This is a genomic window from Curtobacterium pusillum (assembly GCF_007680845.1).
GTDB classification, from domain to species: domain Bacteria; phylum Actinomycetota; class Actinomycetes; order Actinomycetales; family Microbacteriaceae; genus Curtobacterium; species Curtobacterium pusillum_B.
In genome coordinates, this window is the sequence record NZ_VEIY01000006.1 from 92109 (window position 1) to 114705 (window position 22597).

Genomic DNA, 22597 nt, shown 5'->3' on the forward strand with positions numbered 1-22597 from the left:
GACACCGAGCGGGGTACGGGTTTGTGGTTCGGGGGACAAACCGTCCCGTTGATGCACCGTCCTCGATCGGTCCACAGAAGCGCTCCGCACCCCCGTGGACACGCCGTGTGCTCCGTACTGTCTCGACGCATGCACCGGCACCGTGCCCACGCCCCGTTCCTCCCCGGGGCTTCGAGTCCACCGCGATCACGCCACGTCGCCGCCGCCGAGTTCGAGGAGCTCGCCGCGCTCGTGGCCGACGCCGCCGTCACCGACGTCCTCGTGGTGGGGGACCGCGGGACCTGGGTCGACCGCGGGCTCGGGCTCGAACGCGCCGCACCTGACCTGCCCGAACGACGCGTGCGCGAGATCGCGACCGAACTCGTGGCCCGCGGTGGGCGGCACGTGGACGAGACAACTCCGTGCGCGGACGTCCGGCACGGGGACGGCATCCGCGTGCACGTCGTGCTCGCGCCGGTGTCGGTCGGCGGCACCGCGGTGTCGATCCGACTGCCGTCGCCCGGCGTCCCGACCCTCGCGTCGCTCGAAGCGCGCGGCACGTTCTCGCGGGTCCCGCGATCCGTGGTCGACCGGGCAGTCGCCGAGCGACGCAACGTCCTCGTCACCGGTGCGACCGGGAGCGGGAAGACGACGATGCTCGCCGCCCTGCTCGGTGCCGCCGGGCACGACGAACGGATCGTGACCGTCGAGGACGTCGCCGAGCTCCGGATCGACCACCCGCACGTCGTCGCGCTCGAGGCGCGGCAGGCGAACGCCGAGGGGACGGGGGCGCTGGGCCTCGACCGTCTCGTGCGCGAAGCCCTGCGCATGCGCCCGGACCGGATCGTCGTCGGAGAGTGTCGCGGGGCCGAGGTCCGCGAACTCCTCTCCGCGCTCAACACCGGGCACGACGGCGGCGCCGGCACCGTGCACGCGAACGGCATCGCGGACGTGGGTGCCCGGCTCGAGGCGCTGGGTGCGCTCGCCGGCCTCACGCCGGAAGCGCTGGCACGGCAGGCGGTCAGCGCGTTCGACCTGGTGCTGCACGTCGAGCGGCGGGGGCGGGGACGTCGGCTCAGTGCGGTGGGGACGTTCCGGGTGGCGGCGGACGGGAGGCTCGACGTGCGCCCGGTGGACCGGCCGCGGTGACGGGGCGGCCGGGTGGGCGGCGGCCCGTCGTCGGGACGGCGGCGGCGCGGACGCTCGACCGGGTCGCGACGCTCGTCGCCGCCGGCGTGCCGCCCGCGCGGGCGTGGGCCCTGGTCGGCGGTCTCCCGCAGGACGACGCACCCGCATGGCGGGACGTCGTCGCGGTCCTCCGCGTCGCCGAACGCACCGGAGCGCCGTCCGCCGGGACGCTCAGGGCGCTCGCCGCCGCACTGCGACGGACCTCGGCGTCGGACCGCGCCGTCCGCGTGGCGCTCGCCGGGCCGACGGCCAGTGCACGGGTCGTGCTGGCGCTCCCGGTCCTCGGCCTCGCGCTCGGGTCGACGTGGGGCGTCGGTGCCGTCCAGGTGCTCGTGTCGTCGCCCGTGGGCTGGACGTGTTCCGTCGTGGCGGTCGTGCTCGTGGGCACGGCACGGGCGTGGTCGGCGCGTCTCATCCGCGCGGCGTCGCCGGACGGCCGGGTCCCGGGGGTGCTGCTCGACGCCTGGGCGGTCGCGGTGTCCGGCGGTGGGTCGTGGGCCGACGGGGGAGCAGCGGTGCGCGCGGCCTTCGACGACCTCGAGCAGGCGCCCGCCGAGCACGAGCAGCTCCGCGACGTCCTCACACTCGCCCAGCGCGCCGGTGTCCCTGCGGCCGCGCTGCTCCGAGCCGCCGCCGAGGACGTCCGCGACGATGCGGCCGCGGCCGGACTCGCGGCGGCGGAGCGGCTCGCGGTCCGGCTGGTCCTGCCGCTCGGCGTCTGCGTGCTGCCCGCGTTCGTGCTCGTGGGCGTCGTTCCCGTCGTCCTCGGGGTCCTGTCCTCCACCGTGGTCGGTGTCCGGTGAGTCCTCCACAGATGGGCCCGACGGCCCGCCCGACGAGCAGCCGGGCCGCGACGCTGGAGCCACCCCACCAGGAAGGACCACCGAGATGACCGACACCCACCCCGACACCCACCTCCACCCCGACACCCGCACCCTTCATGTCCCGCGCTCCGGGCGGCGGGGCCTGCGGCGGCTCGACGACGACCGGGGTTCCGCCACGGCCGAGTACGCCGTCGTGATCCTCGCCGCGGTCGCCTTTGCCGGGGTCCTCGTCGCCGTGATGCGTTCCGGCGAGGTCCAGAGCATCCTGACGGAACTCGTCCGCGGTGCCCTCTCGCTGTGATCGACGGGAGCTCGCAGTGGACGGGGAGCGCGGCACCGTGAGCGTCGAGTTCGCGGTCGTGCTCCCCGTCGTGGCCCTCGTGCTGACGACCCTCGTCGCGGCGGTGTTCGTCGTCGACGGGCTCGGACGCCTGCAGCTGGCGGCGACCACGGCGGCGCGAGCGTTCGGTCGGGGCGACGACGACGGTGGTCGCTCCGCTGCCGAGCGGCTCGCTCCCGGCGCGGCCGTGGCAGTCCGGCGTGTCGATGCGATCGTCTGCGTCGAGGTCTCGCGCGCCGGCACCGGTCCGTTCTCGGCCGTGCCGCTGCGGGCGACCGGGTGCGCTGTGGACGGTGGATGGTGAGCACCGCGTCGGTCTCCGAGCGCGGCTCGGCCACGGTCCTCGTCGCAGCGCTGGCCGGCGTGGCCCTCCTCCTCGTCACGTCGGCGCTCGCGGCCGCGGGGCTGCGCGTGGCGACCCTGCGGGCGGGAGCCGCCTCGGACGCCGCCGCACTCGCCGCTGCCGCTGCCGTCGTGGGCCTGGTCCCGGGGGACCCGTGCACCATCGCGGCTCGCGTCGCCGCGGCGAACCGCGCGTCGCTCGGCAGCTGCGGGACCGTCGACGCGACCGCCCGCGTCCGGGTCGTCGTCGACGGCGGACCGTTCGCCGTCGGCGCAGACGCGGTCGCCGGTCCGGCGGACGACCCGCCCGATCACTATGTGTATGGTGTGCCTGTCGGCCCCCGGTCATCGGTGCCCCGGTCGACCCGGACGCGTTCGTCGTCCAGGGCCGACGTGCACCATCGATCAAGGAGACACGTGCCAGGCACGAAGAAGCTCGTCATCGTCGAGAGCCCCGCGAAGGCCAAGACGATCGCGCAATACCTCGGCGACGGATACGAGGTCCAGGCGTCCGTCGGACACATCCGCGACCTCGTCGAGCCCAAGAACCTGCCCGCCGAGCTCAAGAAGGGCTCCCTCGGGAAGTTCTCGGTGGACGTCGACAACGGGTTCGAGCCGTACTACGTCGTCTCCGACGCGAAGAAGAAGACGGTCGCCGAACTCAAGCGGGCGCTGAAGGAAGCCGACGAGCTCTACCTCGCAACCGATGAAGACCGCGAAGGCGAAGCCATCGCGTGGCACCTGCTCCAGGTCCTGAAGCCGAAGGTGCCCGTCAAGCGGATGGTGTTCCACGAGATCACGAAGGAGGCGATCCAGCGCGCCCAGGAAGCCACGCGTGAGCTCGACACCGCGCTCGTCGACGCGCAGGAGACCCGCCGCATCCTCGACCGCCTCTACGGGTACGAGGTCTCGCCGGTCCTCTGGCGCAAGGTCGGCCCCGGCCTGTCCGCGGGCCGCGTGCAGTCGGCGGCCACCCGGCTCGTCGTGGACCGGGAGCGCGAACGGCTCGCCTTCGTCTCGGCCAACTACTGGGACCTCAGCGCGCGGTTCGAGAAGGAAGGCGACGCCGCCTTCACCGCTCGACTCGCTCGCGTGCAGGGCACCCGTGTGGCCTCGGGCCGCGACTTCGACGACCGCGGGGCGCTGAAGGGCGACGCGGTCCGTCTCGACGAAGCCGCCGCCGCAGCACTCACGACCGTCCTCGAACGCGCCGGCGACGCCACGGTCCGCAGCGTCGAGTCGAAGCCGTACACCCGCCGCCCGGCCGCGCCGTTCACGACGTCGACGATGCAGCAGGAGGCAGCCCGCAAGCTCCGGCTCTCGCCGCGTCAGACGGCCCGCGCCGCGCAGACGCTGTACGAGAACGGGTACATCACCTACATCCGTACCGACTCGGTCAACCTGTCGAAGCAGGCGCTCGACGCCGCCCGGAAGCAGGCGGCGGACCTCTACGGTGCCGCCACCGTCCCGGACAAGCCCCGCCTCTACGCGAGCAAGAGCAAGAACGCGCAGGAAGCGCACGAGGCGATCCGGCCCGCCGGCGACACGTTCCGGACCCCCGCCCAGCTCCAGGGCACCCTGACCGGTGTCGAGTGGCGGCTCTACGACCTCATCTGGAAGCGCACCATCGCGTCGCAGATGGCGGACGCGAAGGGCTCGACGGCCTCGATCGTCCTGGGCATCACGTCCTCGGAGCCGGTCGAGGGCATCGCCGCGACGGCGAACGGGACCGACGCGGAGTTCACCGCGTCGGGCACCGTCATCACCTTCCGTGGCTTCCTCAACGCCTACGAAGAAGGCCGCGACGAAGACCGTCACGACAGCTCGGACCGCTCGGGCACCGACGTGGCGCTGCCGGACGTCAAGGAAGGCGAGCACCTGGGCGTGGACGACGTCGTCGCGAAGGGGCACGACACGACCCCGCCGCCGCGGTACACCGAAGCGAGCCTCATCAAGACCCTCGAGGACCTCGACATCGGACGCCCCTCGACGTTCCCGACGATCAGCCCGACGATCATCGACCGTGGCTACGTCTCGCTCCGCGGGACCCAGCTCGTGCCGAACTGGATCGCCTTCAGCGTGGTCCGCCTGCTCGAGGAGTACTTCGGCGACCTGGTCCAGTACCAGTTCACCGCCGACATGGAAGCCGACCTCGACCGCATCGCGAACGGCGACGCTGACCGGGTCGACTGGCTCAAGGAGTTCTACTTCGGCGGCGGCGACCAGCGCGGCCTCCGGACGGTCATCGACAACCTCGGTGAGATCGACGCCCGTGAGATTAACTCGGTCGAGCTCGCGCCCGGCCTGACCCTCCGGATCGGTCGGTACGGCCCCTACATCGAGACGCCGAGCGACGACCCCGAGAAGCCGCGGCGGGTGAACGTCCCCGAGGACCTCGCGCCCGACGAGCTGACGGCCGAGAAGGCACGTGAGCTCATCGACGCGCCGGTGATCGGTGACCGTGTCGTCGGCATCAACCCGGAGACCGGGAAGGAGGTCCTCGCGAAGGACGGCCGGTTCGGCCCGTACGTGACCGAGCGCACCCCCGAACCGGAGCCCGCCGTCGACCCCGCCACGGGCGAGGTCCTCGACACCGCTGCCGCTCCCACCGAGGAAGAGTCGACCGCACCCGCCGCGGCCGGCGCGAAGGCGGCCGGTACGAAGACCGCCGCCAAGAAGGCGCCGGCCAAGAAGACGACGAAGAAGGCCGCCGCGCCGAAGGAGCGCACCGCGTCGCTCTTCAAGTCGATGGACCCGCAGACGGTCGACCTCGAGACGGCCCTCAAGCTGCTGGACCTGCCCCGCGTCGTCGGCAAGGACCCCGAGTCCGGTGACGAGATCACCGCGCAGAACGGTCGCTACGGCCCGTACCTCAAGAAGGGCACGGACACCCGGACCCTCCCCGGCGAGGACGCGATCTTCGACATCGACCTCGCCGGCGCCCTCGAGCTCTTCGCGCAGCCGAAGTACGGCGGACGCAGCTCCGCGAGCGCCGCGCTCAAGGAGTTCGACGCGGACCCCGTGTCCGGCAAGCCGATCAAGATGAAGGACGGCCGGTTCGGTCCCTACGTCACCGACGGTGAGACCAACGCGACGATCCCGCGCGGCGAGGACGTCGAAGCGGTCGACCACGCCCGCGCCGTCCAGCTCATCGCGGACAAGCGTGCCAAGGGTCCGGTGAAGAAGAAGACCCCGGCGCGGAAGCCGGCGGCCAAGAAGAAGTGACCGGCCGGTTCATCACGCTCGAGGGCGGCGACGGCGCGGGCAAGACGACGCAGGCCGAGCTCCTCACCGCCTGGCTCGAGGAGCACGGCCGCACGGTCGTCCGCACCCGCGAGCCCGGCGGCACCGACCTCGGCGTCCGCATCCGCGAGATCGTCCTGCACGAGCGCGGGCACATCGCGCCGCGGGCCGAGGCACTGCTGTACGCCGCCGACCGCGCCCACCACATCGAGACGCTCGTGCGGCCGGCAATCGCCCGCGGCGACGTCGTGCTGCAGGACCGCTACATCGACTCCTCGGTCGCGTACCAGGGCGTCGCGCGCGGGCTCGGCGCGGAGCACGTCCGGTCGGTCTCGGAGTGGGCGGCGGACGGCCTCGAGCCCGACCGCACGATCCTGCTCGACCTCGACGTGACGGTCGGCCGGGCGCGGGTCGCGGCGGCCCGGGGCGACACGTTCGACCGGCTCGAGTCGGAGGCCGCGGCGTTCCACGAGACCGTGCGGCGTGCGTTCCTGGACATGGCGACCGCCGATCCCGAGCGCTTCCTCGTCGTCGACGCCGCCGAGCCCGCCGACGTCGTCCAGCAGGCGATCCGGTCGGCGATCGGTCCCCTCGTCGGGATCGACGAGGGATGACGGTGGCGGCTGGCAGGATGATCTCGTGAGCGTGTGGGACGGCCTGACAGGGCAGGAAGAAGCGGTCGCGTCCCTGCGGAACGCGGCCGAGTCGCCCGACGGCACCGGCGGCATGACGCACTCCTGGCTGATCACCGGACCGCCCGGCTCCGGGCGGTCGAACGTCGCCGCCGCGTTCGCCGCGGCGCTCGTCGGCACCGGCCCGGACGACGACCACGCCCTGCGCCAGATCACGGCGAAGACCCACCCCGACGTCTCGGTGCTCACCACCCAGCGGGTCATCATCACGATCGACGAGATCCGTCAGCTCGTGACCTCGTCGTACTACTCGCCGTCCGTGGGCCGCTACCGCGTCGTCATCATCGAGGACGCCGACCGCATGACGGAACGGACGTCGAACCTCCTGCTCAAAGCGCTCGAGGAACCCCCCGAGCGCACGGTGTGGATCCTCTGCGCCCCGAGTGAAGCCGATCTCCTCCCGACGATCCGCTCCCGCGTCCGGTCGGTCCGGCTCCGGGTCCCCGGGATCGAGTCCGTCGCCGACCTCATCGTCGCGCGCACCGGGGTCGACCGGGCCCTCGCGACCGACGCGGCCCGCCAGGCACAGAGCCACATCGGGATGGCGCAGCGCCTCGCGACGAGCGAGGACGCCCGGGCGCGCCGCCGACGGACCCTCACGACGGTGCTTGGCGTCCGGACGGTGGGGGACGCGGTGATGGCCGCCGCGGACCTCCTCGCCGTCGCCGACGAAGACGCCAAGGCGATCACCGAGCAACGCGACGGCGAAGAGCGCGACGCGGCGTTGCGGTCGCTCGGCATCGAGCCGGGTGGAACCATCCCGCCGGCACTGCGGTCGCAGCTCCGCGGGTTGGAAGAGGACCAGAAACGGCGGGCGACCCGGAGTCTCCGCGACGGGCTGGACCGCATCCTCGTCGACGTCTCGTCGCTCTACCGCGACCTGCTCCTGCTCGGACTCGGGGCTCCGGCCGAGCCGGTGAACCTCGCGATGCGCGAACACCTCGACCGCGCGTTGCAGTCGGTGTCGCCGGCCGCGGCGCTCGAGGTGCTCGACGCGATCGCCCTGGCTCGGCAGCGGATCGCCGCGAACGTGGCGGCGCTGCTCGCGCTCGAAGCGCTCCTCGTCACGATCGCCCGCGCCGCGCGCTGACGCGCAGACGCGCAAAGGCGCGCCGCCCGCTGGGGCGCAGACGCGCGGACTCGTCGACGCGCGCAGACGCGGACGCACGGACCCGGCGACGTGCCGACGGGCGACCGCAGCGACCCACGCCGTGGCGGCGACCGGCCGCCGGACGGGAGGCGCGGTGCCAGCCCGCACCGCGCCTCCCGGCCGCTGCCGCACCGCGCCTCCCGGCCGCTGCCGCACCGCGCCTCCCGGCCGCAGCCGCACCGCGCCCACGGACGCAGCCGCACCGCGCCCACGGACGCGCGTGGGACAATCACCGCATGTCCGACGCAGAACCCGGCCTGCGCGAGCGGAAGCGCCGCGCCACCCGACTCGCGATCCAGCAGGCCGCGCTCCGCATCGCGATCGAGGACGGCCTCCCGGCGGTGACGGTCGACGAGATCTCCCGCCGCGCCGACATCTCCCCGCGCACCTTCTTCAACTACTTCCCGAACAAGGAGGGCGCCCTCCTCGGCGACGACCCCACGCTGCCCGACGGTGAGACCCTGGCGGACTTCGTGTCGGGCGGCCCGACGGGGGAGCTGCTGGCGGACCTCGGGTCCCTGCTGGTGCACTCGACGCGGGAGCTCATCGAGGAGCGGGGCCTCATCGAGGAGCGGCAGCAGGTGCTCCGTGGCGCGCCGGAGCTGTTCAGCCGTCGGATGGCGTCGATGAAGGAGTTCCAGGCGGAGATCGAACGCGCCGTGGTGGCACGGCTCGAGCACGCTGGAACGGACCTGGACGAAGGGGCGTTGCGACGTCGTGCGCGGTTGGCGTCGCTCGTCGCCCTGGCGACCCTGCGCCACGCGTGGTGGGAGTGGTCCGACGGCGACACCGAGACGCACCTGGTCGACGAACTGGAGCGGTCGTTCGCCGACCTCGAGGCCCTCGTTTCGCGTTCGCTCGTCTGAACCTGTATAGTCGTGACCCGTGCCGCTCCGGGAACGGAGCGTCCGCCGCCTTAGCTCAGTCGGTAGAGCGATTCACTCGTAATGAATAGGTCGTCGGTTCGATTCCGACAGGCGGCTCCACGAGAAATCCCCGGTCAGACGGATCTGACCGGGGATTTCTGCGTTCCTGGGACTGCGCCTCAGGGAAGGTAGTACGTCGGGTTCGGCAGCTTCACGCTGCGGTCCGCCGAGCCCCCGATGAGGTCGCTGTACTGGTCACCGAAGTTCGCGACGACGTCGTACCGGCCACCGGCTCGCGACTCGATGTGCGCACGGGTCTGCGACTTGTACTCGATGGTGGTGCACTTCGCCGTGGCGCACTGGATGTAGGACGGCTGCTGGGACGCGCCGACGCCGGTCCACTTCGTGTAGTACGTCTGCGTGCCGTTCTTCGTGGCGGTGAACTGCGGGTAGCCGACGCGGTCGAGGTTCTCGATGGTCGCCGCCTTCTGGTCGTCGTTGCGACCGGTCAGACCGATGATCGTGCAGCCGGACCGCTGGGCGATCGACACGAGGGACGTCATGGACGGGGTGGCCGGGAAGCGTTCGTCCCGCACCCATTCGTCCTGCAGGGCGGGGTCGAAGACGAAGTGCATCGCCGCGACCTCCATGTCGTACGTCCAGAGCGTGGTGTCGTCCGCGTCGAGCACGATCGCCGGGTTGCGGTGCAGCTTGCGTCCGACGGCGCACTGGGCCGCGACGACGGGTGCCTGCCGCGCGACGATGGAGCGCATCTCGCGGATGTACGGCGAGTCGGTGCGGTTCGCCAGCCCGGTGCCGGGGTCGCCGTAGTAGGTGGCGATCGTCTTCTTGACGGAGTCGATGTTGGGGATGCCCTCGCCGCTCTGCGTCGCGCCCGAGGATCCGTCGGCCGCCATGGTGAACTGCGTGCGGGGGGTCAGGCGCGGCTCGGACACGCCGGGCAGGTCCGCCGAGGGCAGGTAGTAGGTCGGGTTCGGGAGCTTGACCGAGCGGTCGGCGTACCCGCCCTGGAGGTCGCTCCACTGGTCGCCGATGTTGAGCGTGATGTCGTAGCCGAGGTCCTGCTCGATGTGCTTGCGCGTGAGGGCCTTGTACTCGACGGTAGTGCAGCTCGCGGTGGCGCAGGTGATGTACGACGGCTGCTGCGATGCGCCCTTGCCGGTCCACTTGGTGAAGAAGCGGTCCTGGGTGAAGGCGGTGTAGCCGACTTTCGACAGGTTTTGGACGGTCGCGGCCTTCTGGTCGTCGTTGCGGCCGGTCAGCCCGAAGACGGTGAAGCCCATGGCCGACGCCCGGTTGACGAACCCGACCATGGAGGGGGTGGCGGGGAAGCGCTCGTCCTGGACCCACTCGTCCTGGCGGGTCGGGTCGAACACGAAGTGCATGTCCGCGACCTCCATGTCGTAGGTCCACAGGGTGGTGTCGTCGGCGTCGAGCACGATCGCCGGCTTCTCACCGCGGCGGACGGCGGCGTCGTGGATGCGCTGCAGTCCCGCGCTCTGCCGGGCCACGATGGAGCGCATCTCGCGGATGTACGGGGAGTCGGTGCGGTTCGCCAGCCCGGTGCCCGGATCGCCGTAGTACGTCGCGATGGTCTTCTTGACGGAGTCGATGTTCGGGATGCCCTCGCCGCCCTGGGTCGCGCCGGAGGAGCCGGCGGCCGCCATCGTGAAGTGCGTCCGGGGCGTCAGACCGGCATCGGTGGAATGGCCGGGTGAGTGTCCTGGTGACCCCCACCCGTGCGCGTTCGCCGGGGTGACGCCGACGAGGGTGGAGGTGAGGACGATCGCCGCGCTGGTGGCGACGACGGACAGGACGGATCGGCGCATGAAGACCTTCTCGGGGGAGGAGACGCCCCCGTTCGAGGGGCGTGGCAGCACGCTAGCTGGCAATCGGCAGTGGAGTCCATACCGAACCGCTGTGGGTGGACAACGGCGTGGTGGCCGCCGCCGCTGGTAGACAGGACCCATGACGGTTCGCTGGGGAGTCATCGGCACGGGCGGCATCGCACGCTCCTTCGTGGGGGACTGCACCGCCGCGGGGGTCGAGTTCGTCGCGGTCGGCAGCCGCACGCTCGAGAGCGCCCGGTCCTTCGCGGCGGAGTTCGGCATCCCACGCGCGCACGGCTCCTACGCGGACCTCGTCGCCGACGACGAGGTCGACGCCGTCTACGTCGCGACGCCGCACTCCCGGCACGCCGAGGACGCGCTCCTCGCGATCGCGGCGGGCAAGCACGTGCTGGTGGAGAAGGCCTTCACGATCACGGCCGACGAGGCGCGTCGCGTGGTCGACGCCGCGCGTCGTGCGGACGTCGCCGTGATGGAGGCGATGTGGACCCGCTTCCTGCCCCAGATGGCGATGGTGCGCGAGGTCGTCGCCGAGGGACGCATCGGTCGGGTGCGCCTGGTCGAGGCGACGCACCACCAGGCGCTGCCGGACGACCCGCGACACCGGCTGAACGACCCCGCGCTCGGCGGCGGCGCGATGCTCGACCTCGGCATCTACCCGATCTCCTTCGCGGTCGACGTGCTCGGGATCCCGACGTCGGTCGTGGCCGCCGGCACCCTGAGCGAGCAAGGGGTCGACACCCAGATGGGCCTGGTCCTGACGCACGAGGGCGGCGCGCAGTCGATGCTGCACTTCGGGCTCGACCTCCGGAGCCCGAACACCGCCTCCGTGATCGGCGAGGACGGGCGGATCGACCTCGACTCCACGTGGTTCACGCCGACCACGTGGCGACTCCGGGACCGGGACGGCGTCGTGGTCGAGGAGTTCGACGGACGCGAGGAACTCACCGGGTACGGCCACGAAGCCCGGGCCTTCGAGTCGATGGTGACCTCCGGCACGCACGAGGGCGGGCTGATGGACCCCGAGGAGACGATCGCGATCATGGCGCTCATGGACGAAGCCCGTCGCCAGGTCGGCGTCCGGTACGCGGCGGATCGCGGCTGAGATCCGCCCACGGGATCGGGCCTGGGTCTGGAGGCTCCTCCCGCAGTTCCGTAGGATCGTTCGCGATGTCCGACCAGCAGCCCGCACCGCGCTCCGTCCCGGATCGCCTCCGCCACGCGCTCGCCGCCGCCCGTGCCTCCGCCGCCCGCCGTCCGGTGCCGTGGATCGCCGGGGGCCTCGCGACGGTGCTCGTCCTCGGCTCCGGGGGCGCTGTGGCCGTCGCCGCTGCGACGATGCCCTCGCCCCGGACGTCAGCTGCCGTGGCCACCGCGTCGGCGTCGTCGTCGAACGCGCCCAGCGCCACCCCGGCCGCGCCCACGCCGACGCCGACCGCGACGGGCCGCAGCGTCCCGGAGAAGCCGGCCGGACCGTCGGCCCTCCGCACGTGCACGATCACGACCGCGGCATCCGCGAGCGGCCTCGGCGCGTTCGAGGGGTACGTGATGAACGCGAAGACCGGCGAGGTCCTGTTCTCGCGCAACGGTGACAAGGCCGCCCAGACCGGCAGCGTGATGAAGACGCTGACCACGGCCACCGCACTCGCCGTCCTCGGTGGGGACCACCGCATCCCCACGACCGTGACGAAGGAGTCCGGCGGCGCGATCGCGCTCGTCGGCCACGGCGACCCCACGCTCTCCGCCGGCGGTGCCACCGTGTACCCGGGCGCGCCCACCCTGGGCCAGCTCGCCCAGCAGGTCAAGGCGAAGCTCGGCGACACCCCGGTCACGACGATCGTCACGGACGACACCTACTGGAACGACGCGGACGCCTGGGACCCGACCTGGCCCGTCAGCGAGCGGACGATCGGCTACCAGCCGAACGTCACGGCGCTCATGGTCGACGGCGACCGGGCGAACCCCGGCGCGGCGACCTCGCCCCGGTCGACGGACCCGGTCGGGCGTGCCGGTGCCCTGTTCCGGACGGCGTTGGCCAACGCCGGGGTCGTCGGCGCTGCGAACGCCCAGGTGGTGAAGCGCGCCACGACGAGCACGGACACGATCGCCACGGTGTCCTCGCAGCCGGTGTCGACGCTCATCGGTCAGATGATCCCGAACTCGGACAACACGCTCGCCGAGATGCTGGCGCGCATCTCCTCGAAGGAGTCGGAGTCGAACGGCTCCGCGGCCTCGCTGACGTCGGTGTACCAGTCCGCCCTGAAGTCCTACGGCGTCGACCCGTCCGGCATCGTGATCAAGGACGGCTCGGGGGAGAGCGCGGCGAACGCCGTCTCCCCGAACTTCGTCGCCCACCTCATGGTGCAGGTAGCCGCCGGCGCGAAGGGGCTCGGGACGCTCGCGAACGCGCTGCCGGTGTCCGGGCAGTCAGGGACGCTCGCCAGCCGGTTCACCGGGGCGAACGCGGTCGCCCGGGGCAAGGTGCACGCCAAGACGGGGTGGATCGACAGCGCGAACACGCTCGGCGGGTACATCGACGCCGCCGACGGCACGCGGTTGACCTTCGCGTTCTACGCCATCGGGTCGTCCCGGGCCGCGGCGCTGCCGGCGCTCGACGCGGTCACCGCGGCCACCTACTCGTGCGGGAGCAAGCTCACCGGCTCCTGAGCCGGCGGGTGTTGGATGGGTCCATGTCCAGGGCCCTCCTCGTCGTCGACGTCCAGAACGACTTCACCGAGGGTGGTGCCCTCGGAGTGACCGGCGGCGACGCCCTCGCTCGCCGCATCACCGCCTTCCTCGGCCGCCACGCGGGGGAGTACGACCTCATCGTCGGCTCCCGCGACTGGCACCACGGCGACGACGACAACGGCGGCCACTTCGCTGGCCCGGACGGCCCGGACTTCGTGACGACCTGGCCCGTGCACTGCGTCGCGGGGACCGCCGGCGCGGAGTACCACCCGAAGCTCGACACCGAACCGATCGACGTGCACGTCCTCAAGGGCCAGGGACGCCCGGACTACTCGGCGTTCCAGGCGCACACCGAGGACGGCGTCGCCCTGCCGGAGGTCCTCGCCGAACGCCGCGTCGTGACGGTCGACATCGTGGGCATCGCGACGGAGCACTGCGTGCTCGCCTCCGCCCTGGACGCCCGAGCGGCCGGGTACGACGTCGCGGTCTACGACGACCTGGTCGTGGGCGTCGACGAGGAGCGCAGCGCGCAGGCGCTCGAGGAGATCCGGGCCGCCGGTGGGCACATCGACCACAGCGACATGGACGAGGGTCTCGCGAACCCCGACGGAGCGATCCTCTAACCCCGCGCGCGCGGGTCAGACCAGGAGCTGGTGCTTCGCGAGGTCGCGGTAGAGCGGCGTCGACTCGACGAGCTCCGAGTGCGTGCCGACCCCGACGACCCGCCCGTGCTCGAGCACGACGATGACGTCCGAGTCGACCACGGTCGACAGCCGGTGCGCGATCACGAGCAGGGTGCGGTCCTCGGCGACGGCGTCGATCGCGAGCCGCATCTTCTGCTCGTTGACCCCGTCGAGGGACGACGTCGACTCGTCGAGCAGCAGGATCGGGGGAGCCGCGAGGAGCGCTCGGGCGATCGCGAGCCGCTGCCGCTCACCGCCGGACAGCATGACGCCGTCCTCCCCGACCTGGGCGTCGAGGCCGCGGGGGTCGCGGTGCAGGACCTCGCCGAGGTTGACCGCCTCGAGCACGCGGACGCAGTCGTCCTCGGTGGCGTCCGGCGACCCGAGCAGCAGGTTCGCGTGGATGGTGCCGGCGAGCACCGGGGCGTCCTGTTCGACGTAGCCGATCTGGGCGCGGAGCTCGTCGCGGTCCAGCCCGCGGACGTCGACGCCGCCGAGCCGGATCACGCCGTCGGTCGGGTCGTAGAACCGCTCGATGAGCGCGAGGGTGGTGGACTTCCCGGCGCCCGAGGGGCCGACGAGGGCGACACGCGACCCGCGCGGGACCCGGAACGTCACGTCGTGCAGCACCGTCTGCTCGGGGTCGGCGGTCTCGTCGACGCCAGCCGCGCCTCCTGTCCGGTCCGCCGGGACGGAAGCGGCCGCGCCGTCGGGACCGGACGCGTCGGCCGTGCCGCGGTACCGGAACGACACGTGTTCGAAGGTGATGGCGTCGTCGGTCTCGATCGCGGCAGCGGTGCGGACCGCGGCGTCGTCCTGCGCCTCGGTCGGGAGGTGCAGGATCTCCTCGATCCGACCGAGCGCACCGAGGGCTTGCGCGACCGCGACCACGGCGCCCATCGCCTGGCCGAGCGGCATGATCATCATGAAGAGCAGCAGGATGAACGTGATGAGCGTGGCGATCGTGATCGTCCCCGCCGCGACCTGTGCGCCGCCGACGCCGAGCACGGCGATGAACGCGACCTGCATGACGATGCTCGCGACCGGCACGACGAACGCCGACATCTTGGCGATGTCGAGGCCGCGCTGGTAGGCCTCGGTCGCGTGGGAGTCGACCTCTGCGACCTCGCGCTCGGTGGCCCCGGCGGCGCGGATCGTGCGGACGGCGCCGATGCCGCGCTCGACCGCGGCGGTGAGGTCGCCGACCTTCTCCTGCGCCTTCTTCGACGCGATGCGGATGCGACGGCTCAGGCCGCCGACCACGACGATCGCGATGAGGACGATGACCACGGTGATGCCGAGGAGCAACGGGTCGATGATCGCCATCGCGATGACCGCGCCGATGAACGTCAGCGCGCCGCCGATCGACTCGATGAGGCCCTGCGTGAGGACCGCGCGGAGCAACGTGGTGTCGCTGCCGACGCGGGACACGAGGTCACCCGTGCGGCGGGTGTCGAACTCGGAGATCGGCAGGTTGAGGATGCGCGCGATGAGCTTGCGGCGGGTCGAGAGCACCACGCCCTCGCCCGCACGCTGGAGCAGGAAGTGCTGGACGCCGTTGAGGACGCCGGACACGAGCACGAGTGCCACGAGCGCCCACACGAGCATGCTCAGGGTGTTGCCGTGCTGCACCGCCGTGACGACCTGGTTCACGAGCAGCGGCTGGGCGAGCGAGGCGCCGGCGCCGAGGATGCTCAGCACGATGATGACGACCATCGCGGGCTTGTTCTCGAACAGGTAGCTCAGCAGCCGGCCGAAGCTGGCGCGGGGGCCGTCGGTCTTCTTGGGTCGCGCGAAGGGGGAGCTCATCGTGGTCCTAGTTTCTGCCGTACTTCTTGTGCACTGCCTGGCGGCTGACGCCGAGGAGCGTCGCGATCTCCTGCCACGAGGCGCCGGCGTTCCGGGCACGGCGGGCAGCGAGTTCTTCGGTCCGGTCGAGCTCACGTCGGAGTTCGCGCACGCTGGCGAGGGCGGAGAACGGGTCGTCCCCCGCGGCGCCGGCGGCGAGGCTCGTGATGGTCGGTCGGTCCATGGGTGTCAACCTACATTGACGCGCCGATCGCTGTCAACCTGAGTTGACGGACAGGGTGTTGGGGCGGCGCGGACATGAACACGCGGGCTTCGACGATGCACGCGTCGAACGACCGGTGCGGTGTCGGAACATGCGCCCGCAATCGGTGCGCGCGCATGGTTCGACGATGCACGCGTCGATCGACCGGTGCGGCGTCGGAACATGCGCACGCGGCGGTGCGTGTGGTGGTGGTGACCAGGGACGGACGGGAGGCGCGGTGCCAGCCGGCACCGCGCCTCCCGTCCGCAAGGGGGTCGCGTCAGACGCGTTCCGGCGCACGCGCACCGGTGTCCGCCGCGTCGAGCGCGGCGCTCTTCGTCTCCCGCACGAAGAACAGCGCGACGAGCGTGACCACGGCTGCTCCGGTCAGGTAGAGGCCGACGAGGAAGATGTTCCCGTCCGGCTTCCACAGGGCCAACGCGATCGTCGGCGCGAGCGAGGCGCCGAGGATCGACGCGACGTTGTACGCGATCGCCGAGCCGGTGTAGCGGACGTTGGTCGGGAAGAGCTCCGGCAGGAGGGCGCCCATCGGGCCGAACGTGAGCCCCATCAGCGAGAGTCCGACGATGAGGAAGGTCACGACGGTGATCGGACCGGTCGACGCGGCGAACCAGAACTGGAACGTGAGGCCGAACAGCGCGATGCCGATCGTCGTCGGGATGAGCGTGCGACGCCGACCGAACTTGTCGGCGAGGAACCCGGCGACCGGGGTGAAGATGCCGAAGAAGACGACGCCGATCATGAGCAGCGTGAGGAACTCGCCGCGCGTGTAGCCGAGGCCGATCTTCGGGACGAGCGGGCCCGCCTCGGCGCCGGTGGTGCCGTAGGAGAGCGTGAACGTCGTCATGAAGTAGAAGAGCACGTACGTGGCGACCATGCCGAAGGTGCCGACGATGACGGCCTTCCACGAGGTGCGGAACACGCGGCCGAGCGGGACCTTGGCGACCGTGCCGGACTCCTGGACCTCACGGAACACGGGGGACTCGACGAGCTTGAAGCGCACGTAGAGGCCGACGATCACGAGGACCGCGGAGAGCAGGAACGGCAGGCGCCAGCCCCACGCCTGGAACTCGGGGTTCGGGGTGCCGTCGGCACCGGCGGGCATCGCGGCGTTGATCGCGATGAACAGGCCGTTGGCGAGGAGGAAGCCGATCGGGGCGCCGAGCTGCGGCATCGAGCCGAACACGCCGCGCTTGCCCTTCGGGGCGTTCTCGGTCGCGAGGAGTGCCGCGCCGGACCACTCGCCGCCGAGGCCGACGCCCTGGGCGAAGCGCATCACGGCGAGGAGCACGGGGGCCCAGATGCCGATCGAGTCGAACGTCGGCAGGCAGCCGATGAGGAACGTGGCGGTCCCCATCACGAGCAGCGAGGCGACGAGGGTGGCCTTGCGACCGATGCGGTCACCGAAGTGGCCGAAGATGATCGACCCGACGGGCCGCGCGAAGAACGCGAGCGCGAAGGTGACGAACGAGGACAGCTGCGACGCGGTCGGGTCCTCGTTGGGGAAGAAGAGCGTCGGGAAGACGAGGACCGCGGCGGTCGCGTAGACGTAGAAGTCGTAGAACTCGATGGAGGTGCCGACGAGGCTGGCGATCACCACGCGGGAGCGCGGGTTGCCTGCGGTCGTTCGGGGTGCGGGTGCCGGTGCGGCGGACATGCGGGAGGAGGAGACCTTCGAGGGGGACGCTCACGGGAGGAGCGCAGCGGTGTCCCGGACGGCGGACACCGATCGGTTCGCGCGAGGGTGGCGCGGGCACCGATCGGGTGCGTTCGGTTGGTGGTGGACCGCTTGTGACGGAAGCCACCATCGTACGACAGATGTCGGGAACCTGCGAATCCGCCCAGAAGGACGGTCAGGCGCGGGGGGTGCCGGCTTCGAGGTGGGCGGGGAGCTGGTGGCCCATCCGGTCGCGCTTCGTGTCGAGGTACCCGGCGTTCTGCGCGGAGACGCCGACGACGAGCGGGACGAGGCTCTCCACCGCGATGCCGTGCTCTTCGAGCTGGCGGCGCTTCTCCGGGTTGTTCGAGAGGAGCCGGACGCTCGTGATGCCGAGGTCGGCCAGGATGCCGGCCGCGCCGCCGTACGCACGGGAGTCGGCGGGCAGGCCGAGCGCGAGGTTCGCGTCGAGCGTGTCGAGACCGTCTTCCTGCAGTCGGTACGCCTTGAGCTTGTTGATGAGGCCGATGCCACGGCCCTCGTGCCCGCGCAGGTAGACGACGACCCCACCTTCGGCGGCGATCGTGTCGAGTGCGGCGTCGAGCTGCGGGCCGCACTCGCACTTCAGCGAGCCGAAGGCCTCACCGGTGAGGCACTCCGAGTGCACGCGGACGAGCGCACCGTCACGGGGTCTGGCGCCGTCGGGTCCGGTGGCGATGATCGCGACGTGCTCGGCGCTCGTGACGAGGTCGCGGTAGGCGCGCATCTCGAACGTGCCGTGGGTCGTCGGGACGTTGGTGGACACCTCGAACTGGACCGGGCTCCCGGGGGTGGGGGAGGTGAGTGCATCGGTCATGTGGTGCTCCGGTCGTTCTGGGACCCCGCGTTCCCGGGCACGGCGTCCGCCGGCACGGAGGCGCGGTGGGGGCGTGCCCGGACCAGCAGGTCGGGGCCCAGGCTGGTGGTCGATAGTACGTCCAACCTCCGACGCTCGCCGATGCTTCCCACACCGACGTCACCGAGGGCAACACGGGGCCCGCCGAGCAGCACGGGGGCGAGGTACACGAGGTACTCGTCGACGAGACCGGCGGCGATGAGCGCCGAGGCGACGGTCGGACCGCCCTCGACGAAGACGGAGTGCACACCGTGCCCGCGGAGCGCGGCGAGTGACGCGGCGAGGTCGTGCCCGGGCAGCGTCACCACCCCGCGCGGGTGCCGGCGGACGGCGGCGCCGGCCGGCACCGGACGGTCGCCGAGCACCACCGGCAGCGGCTGGTCGGCGAGGAGCTCGCCGGCGTCACCGCGGGCGGTCAGGCTCGGGTCGTCGGCGAGCACGGTGCCGGTGCCCACGAGGATGGCGTCGTGTGCGGCCCGCTGCTCGTGGACGTGCTGGCGTGCGGCGGCGCCGGTGATCCACTGGCTGGTGCCGTCCGCGGCGGCGGCGCGTCCGTCGAGGCTGGACGCCCACTTCACCGTGACCCACGGGCGGCCGAGCCGGACGGAGAGGAGCCACCGTTCGAGGAACGCCTCGGCCTCGTCCGCGAGCACGCCCGCGACGACTTCGACGCCCGCGGCACGGAGCCGTTCGGCACCGCCGTGCGCGTGCGCGCCCGGGTCGTCGATCGCGTAGACGACGCGTCCGATGCCGGCGTCGAGCAGGGCGAGCGCGCAGGGCCCGGTGCGTCCGGTGTGGTTGCAAGGTTCGAGGGTGACCACGGCGGTCGCGCCGAGCAGTCGGGCCGGGTCGACCTTCGACAGGGCGTCGACTTCGGCGTGGGGGGTGCCGGCGCCCTTGTGCCACCCTTCGGCGAGGACGTCGCCGTCGGGGGAGAGGATCACCGCGCCGACACGGGCGTGGTCGCCCACGGCGGGGCCGAGCGCAGCGAGCTCGAGCCCGCGTCGCATCGCGCGGACCTCAGCCGGGGAGGCGGGCTGCGCGGCGGTGCTGGTCACGGATCGAGACTACCGGCGACCCGAGGGTGACGCGTCATCGAGCTGTCCCCCGTCAGCGAACGAGTCCGCGGGCCAGGGGAGGTCCGAGGCCGGGGTCCCGTCCGCGCGTCGGAGCCCCTGCCACGCCGCGGTCGGGGCGCCGTCGCGCCCGGGGATGAGCGCCGGGCCCGTCCCGGTGTAGGAGAACCCGGCTGCGCGTGCGACGGCCGCCGAGGCACGGTTGCCGACGTAGCACTCCCAGTACACGTCGGGAGCGCCCTGGGAGAACGCCCAGTCCAGCACCAGACCGACGGCGTCGTGCATGACGCCCGCGCCGCGGGCGGACGGCGCCAGCCAGAACCCGAGGTCACGCCGGGCGGTGCGGTACCCGATGATCCCTTCGAGCCACGTCGACCCGGCTCGGCGGATCGCCCACGTGTACTCGCGGTCGGACGCCCACCCCGGACCGACCAGTGCGTCGACGAAGGTGGCGGCGTCGCGTTCGGTGTACGGCGTCGGGATCGTCGTCCAGCGCACGATGTCCGGGTCCTGGCAGGCGGCGGTGATCGCCGCCGTGTCCGCCCGGCTCGGGACGTCGAGGTGCACCCGGGCGGACGACAGTGCGACGGGCAGCATCGTCAGCGGCGGGTGCGGGGCACGAAGCCGATGGCGTCGTAGACCCGGGCCAGGGTCTCCGCCGCGATCGACTCGGCACGGTCGGCACCGACCGCCAGGAGCCGGTCGAGTTCGGCCGGGTCGTCGAGGAGCTCCAGCGTCCGGGCGCGGACCGGCTCGAGTTCCGCGACCACGGCGTCCGCGACCTCGCCCTTCAGGTCGCCGTAGCCCTTGCCGACGAAGGACTCCTCGAGCGCGGCGACCGGCGTCCCGGTGAACGCGGAGAGGATCGACAGCAGGTTCGTCACGCCCGGCTTCGCCTGACGGTCCGCCCGGATCTCGCGCTCGGTGTCGGTGACGGCCGAACGGATCTTCTTCGCGGTGCGCTTCGGGTCGTCGAGCAGGCGGATGAGACCGTTGTCCGACGCCGCGGACTTGCTCATCTTGCTCGTCGGGTCCTGCAGGTCGTAGATGCGCGCGGTGTCGGTGAGGATGCGTGCCTCGGGGACCACGAACGTCTCGCCGAACCGCGAGTTGAAGCGTCCGGCGAGGTCACGGGTGAGCTCGACGTGCTGCCGCTGGTCGTCGCCGACCGGGACGACCTTGGTGTCGTACAGCAGGATGTCGGCGGCCATCAGGATCGGGTAGGTGAAGAGCCCGACCGACGCGGCGTCCGCTCCCTGACGAGCCGACTTGTCCTTGAACTGGGTCATCCGGCTCGCCTCGCCGAAGCCCGTGAGCGTGTTGAGCACCCACGCGAGTTCGGCGTGCGCGGGCACGTGCGACTGCACGAACAGCGTGGACCGGGTCGGGTCGATGCCCGAGGCGATGTACTGCGCAGCCGTCGCCCGGGTGTTCGCGCGGAGCTCGGCCGGGTCCTGCGGGGAGGTGATGGCGTGCATGTCGACGACGCAGTAGATCGCGTCGTGGTCGTCGAGCAGGTCGCGCCACTGCATGAGCGCGCCGATGTAGTTGCCGAGGTGGAGGGATCCGGCCGAGGGCTGGATACCCGAGAAGATGCGCGTCGCGGTCATGGTGCTGTCCTGTTGCTGGAGGGGAGTGGAGCGATCAGAGTTCGTAGTCGACGACCACGGGGGCGTGGTCGGACCATCGCTGGTCGTACGCGGCGGCGCGGTCGACGGTGTACGTCGTCACCTTGGCCGCGAGCTCGGGCGTCGCCACCTGGTAGTCGATGCGCCAGCCCGAGTCGTTGTCGAACGCCTGGCCGCGCCACGACCACCACGTGTACGGGCCGTCGACGTCGCCGGCCTGCGCGCGACCGACGTCGACCCAGCCGAGACCGGGGCCCGTGGAGCCGTCGGCACCGTCGACCTGCTCGCCGTCGGCGCCGAAGAACCGCGAGAAGTAGGCACGCTCGCGCGGCAGGAAGCCGGCGCGCTTGACGTTGCCCTTCCAGTTCTTGATGTCCCGCTGGTCGTGCCCGACGTTGAGGTCACCGACGACCACGGCGAGCGAGTTGTGCGCGCGGAGCGCCGGGAGTCGCTCGGTCATCGCGTCGAGGAACTTCCACTTCTCGTCCTGCTTCGGGGTGTCGACCTCGCCCGAGTGCACGTACGTCGACACGACGGTCACGGTGGTGCCGCCGATCTCGTAGTCGGCCTCGAGCCACCGGCCGGCGGAGTCGAAGTCTTCCGCGCCGAGCTCGACGCGGTGGATCTGCGCCGTGTGCCGGGAGGCGATGGCCACGCCGGCCCGGCCCTTCGCGGTCGCCGGGTCGTGCACGATGTCCCAGTCGTCGCCCAGCAGGTCGGCGAGGTCGTCGCTCGACGCACGGACTTCCTGCAGGGCGAGCACGTCGACGTCGCGGGTGGCGAGCCAGTCGCCCATCCCCTTCCGGAACGCGGCACGGATGCCGTTCACGTTGACGGATGCGAGGCGCAGGCGTGTCATGCGGACCACCCTATCGGCGGGCGCCGACACCCCTCCGCGCGGGAGTCACGCCCCCACAGTGCGGGCCTTGTCCGGCGGGCGTCGCCCGGTCACGATGGTCACGTGTCGGACGAAGGAGCAGTGCCGCAGCGGCACGAGCAGGTGGAGCGCGCGATGCTCGCCGCGGCGGGGTACCTCGACCGTTGGTACGCGTCATGACCGTCGTGACGACCGTCGCCGAGCTGCTGGCCGCCTTCCGGCCCGTGGCCGCGGCGATGCTGACCCCGCGGGAGTTCCGTGCCGCCGAGTTCTGGGTGCACGTCGACGGGCGCGAACGGCTCCGACGGGTCCCCGAGGACGACGTCGTCCACGAGGGGATGGTCCTCGGGTGGTCGATCGCCGGCGACGACGGCGACTCGTGGCTCTGGCTCGGCGAGGGGGAACGGGAGCTGCTGTTCAAGATCGCGGACGACCTGCAGGACTTCATCGCGGAGAGCGCGTTCGCCTGGGGCGAGCTGCGCCCGATCCCACCCCTGGGGCAGGAGCGGTGACCCGCTGACGGACTGGAG

Annotated in this window: 20 protein-coding genes, 1 tRNA gene and 1 pseudogene; 13 read left to right on the forward strand and 9 right to left on the reverse strand. The window is 72.0% G+C overall.

Features of this window, described 5'->3' with window-relative positions:
- Positions 1-129: 129 nt before the first annotated feature.
- From FS825_RS13625 to FS825_RS13665, 9 genes are all read left to right on the forward strand, one after another.
- On the forward strand, positions 130-1128 hold the full coding sequence (locus FS825_RS13625; protein ID WP_144713913.1) for a CpaF family protein: 999 nt from the start codon (positions 130-132) through the stop codon (positions 1126-1128).
- Positions 1125-1970, forward strand: a complete 846-nt coding sequence (locus tag FS825_RS13630; protein ID WP_144713915.1) for a type II secretion system F family protein — start codon at positions 1125-1127, stop codon at positions 1968-1970. Before FS825_RS13625 ends, FS825_RS13630 begins: the two co-directional genes overlap by 4 nt.
- An 85-nt stretch (positions 1971-2055) precedes the next feature.
- The gene (locus tag FS825_RS13635) at positions 2056-2292 is read left to right on the forward strand and encodes a DUF4244 domain-containing protein (protein ID WP_260981186.1); all 237 of its coding nucleotides are present in this window, start codon (positions 2056-2058) and stop codon (positions 2290-2292) included.
- Positions 2293-2308: 16 nt separating this feature from the next.
- The gene (locus FS825_RS13640) at positions 2309-2635 is read left to right on the forward strand and encodes a TadE family type IV pilus minor pilin (protein ID WP_186377245.1); all 327 of its coding nucleotides are present in this window, start codon (positions 2309-2311) and stop codon (positions 2633-2635) included.
- Positions 2636-3090: 455 nt separating this feature from the next.
- The gene (gene topA / locus FS825_RS13645) at positions 3091-5898 is read left to right on the forward strand and encodes a type I DNA topoisomerase (protein WP_144714211.1); all 2808 of its coding nucleotides are present in this window, start codon (positions 3091-3093) and stop codon (positions 5896-5898) included.
- Positions 5895-6530 carry a dTMP kinase gene (tmk, locus tag FS825_RS13650; protein ID WP_144713918.1) on the forward strand — a complete coding sequence of 212 codons (636 nt, stop codon included), beginning with the start codon at positions 5895-5897 and terminating at the stop codon, positions 6528-6530. The genes topA and tmk overlap by 4 nt, the downstream gene beginning before the upstream one ends.
- Positions 6531-6555: 25 nt before the next feature.
- On the forward strand, positions 6556-7698 hold the full coding sequence (locus FS825_RS13655; RefSeq protein WP_144713920.1) for a DNA polymerase III subunit delta': 1143 nt from the start codon (positions 6556-6558) through the stop codon (positions 7696-7698).
- A 296-nt stretch (positions 7699-7994) separates the two neighbouring features.
- On the forward strand, positions 7995-8624 hold the full coding sequence (locus FS825_RS19000; RefSeq protein ID WP_260981187.1) for a TetR/AcrR family transcriptional regulator: 630 nt from the start codon (positions 7995-7997) through the stop codon (positions 8622-8624).
- A gap of 44 nt (positions 8625-8668) precedes the next feature.
- A tRNA-Thr gene (locus FS825_RS13665) sits at positions 8669-8744 on the forward strand.
- A 59-nt stretch (positions 8745-8803) separates the two neighbouring features.
- On the opposite strand, the gene FS825_RS13670 is transcribed toward FS825_RS13665, so the two are convergent.
- A complete protein-coding gene (locus FS825_RS13670) occupies positions 8804-10474 on the reverse strand; it encodes an HAD family acid phosphatase (RefSeq protein ID WP_144713922.1) in 1671 nt (556 codons plus the stop codon).
- A gap of 139 nt (positions 10475-10613) precedes the next feature.
- Here FS825_RS13670 and FS825_RS13675 point away from each other — a divergent pair, with 139 nt between their 5' ends.
- The 3 genes from FS825_RS13675 to FS825_RS13685 all read left to right on the forward strand — a co-directional run bounded on the left by FS825_RS13675 (position 10614) and on the right by FS825_RS13685 (position 13803).
- A complete protein-coding gene (locus FS825_RS13675) occupies positions 10614-11597 on the forward strand; it encodes a Gfo/Idh/MocA family protein (RefSeq protein WP_144713924.1) in 984 nt (327 codons plus the stop codon).
- A gap of 65 nt (positions 11598-11662) precedes the next feature.
- Entirely contained in the window at positions 11663-13159 is a 1497-nt protein-coding gene (gene dacB, locus FS825_RS13680) for a D-alanyl-D-alanine carboxypeptidase/D-alanyl-D-alanine endopeptidase (protein WP_144713926.1), read from the forward strand.
- Positions 13160-13182: 23 nt separating this feature from the next.
- Positions 13183-13803: an isochorismatase family protein gene (locus FS825_RS13685; protein ID WP_144713928.1), complete on the forward strand. Its 621-nt coding sequence runs from the start codon at positions 13183-13185 to the stop codon at positions 13801-13803.
- Between the two features lie 15 nt (positions 13804-13818).
- On the opposite strand, the gene FS825_RS13690 is transcribed toward FS825_RS13685, so the two are convergent.
- The 8 genes and pseudogenes from FS825_RS13690 to FS825_RS13725 all read right to left on the reverse strand — a co-directional run bounded on the left by FS825_RS13690 (position 13819) and on the right by FS825_RS13725 (position 22049).
- Entirely contained in the window at positions 13819-15672 is a 1854-nt protein-coding gene (locus FS825_RS13690) for an ABC transporter ATP-binding protein (RefSeq protein ID WP_144713930.1), read from the reverse strand.
- 7 nt (positions 15673-15679) lie between these two features.
- Complete coding sequence (locus FS825_RS13695; RefSeq protein ID WP_022907338.1) at positions 15680-15895, reverse strand: hypothetical protein; 216 nt, start codon at positions 15893-15895, stop codon at positions 15680-15682.
- 298 nt (positions 15896-16193) lie between these two features.
- Complete coding sequence (locus FS825_RS13700) at positions 16194-17591, reverse strand: MFS transporter (protein ID WP_144713932.1); 1398 nt, start codon at positions 17589-17591, stop codon at positions 16194-16196.
- A 196-nt stretch (positions 17592-17787) separates the two neighbouring features.
- Positions 17788-18414: pseudogene (ribA, locus tag FS825_RS13705) on the reverse strand (GTP cyclohydrolase II); the annotation flags it as partial.
- A 29-nt stretch (positions 18415-18443) separates the two neighbouring features.
- Entirely contained in the window at positions 18444-19496 is a 1053-nt protein-coding gene (gene ribD, locus FS825_RS13710; RefSeq protein WP_260981204.1) for a bifunctional diaminohydroxyphosphoribosylaminopyrimidine deaminase/5-amino-6-(5-phosphoribosylamino)uracil reductase RibD, read from the reverse strand.
- A 57-nt stretch (positions 19497-19553) separates the two neighbouring features.
- Positions 19554-20159, reverse strand: coding sequence for a GNAT family N-acetyltransferase (locus FS825_RS13715; protein WP_144713936.1), 606 nt, complete (start codon positions 20157-20159; stop codon positions 19554-19556).
- 2 nt (positions 20160-20161) lie between these two features.
- Entirely contained in the window at positions 20162-21172 is a 1011-nt protein-coding gene (gene trpS, locus FS825_RS13720; protein WP_144713938.1) for a tryptophan--tRNA ligase, read from the reverse strand.
- 34 nt (positions 21173-21206) lie between these two features.
- Positions 21207-22049 (reverse strand): exodeoxyribonuclease III, encoded by an 843-nt coding sequence (locus FS825_RS13725; RefSeq protein ID WP_144713940.1) that lies wholly within the window; start codon positions 22047-22049, stop codon positions 21207-21209.
- Between the two features lie 194 nt (positions 22050-22243).
- Here FS825_RS13725 and FS825_RS13730 point away from each other — a divergent pair, with 194 nt between their 5' ends.
- Complete coding sequence (locus FS825_RS13730; protein WP_144713942.1) at positions 22244-22579, forward strand: hypothetical protein; 336 nt, start codon at positions 22244-22246, stop codon at positions 22577-22579.
- The last annotated feature ends 18 nt before the right edge of the window (positions 22580-22597 follow it).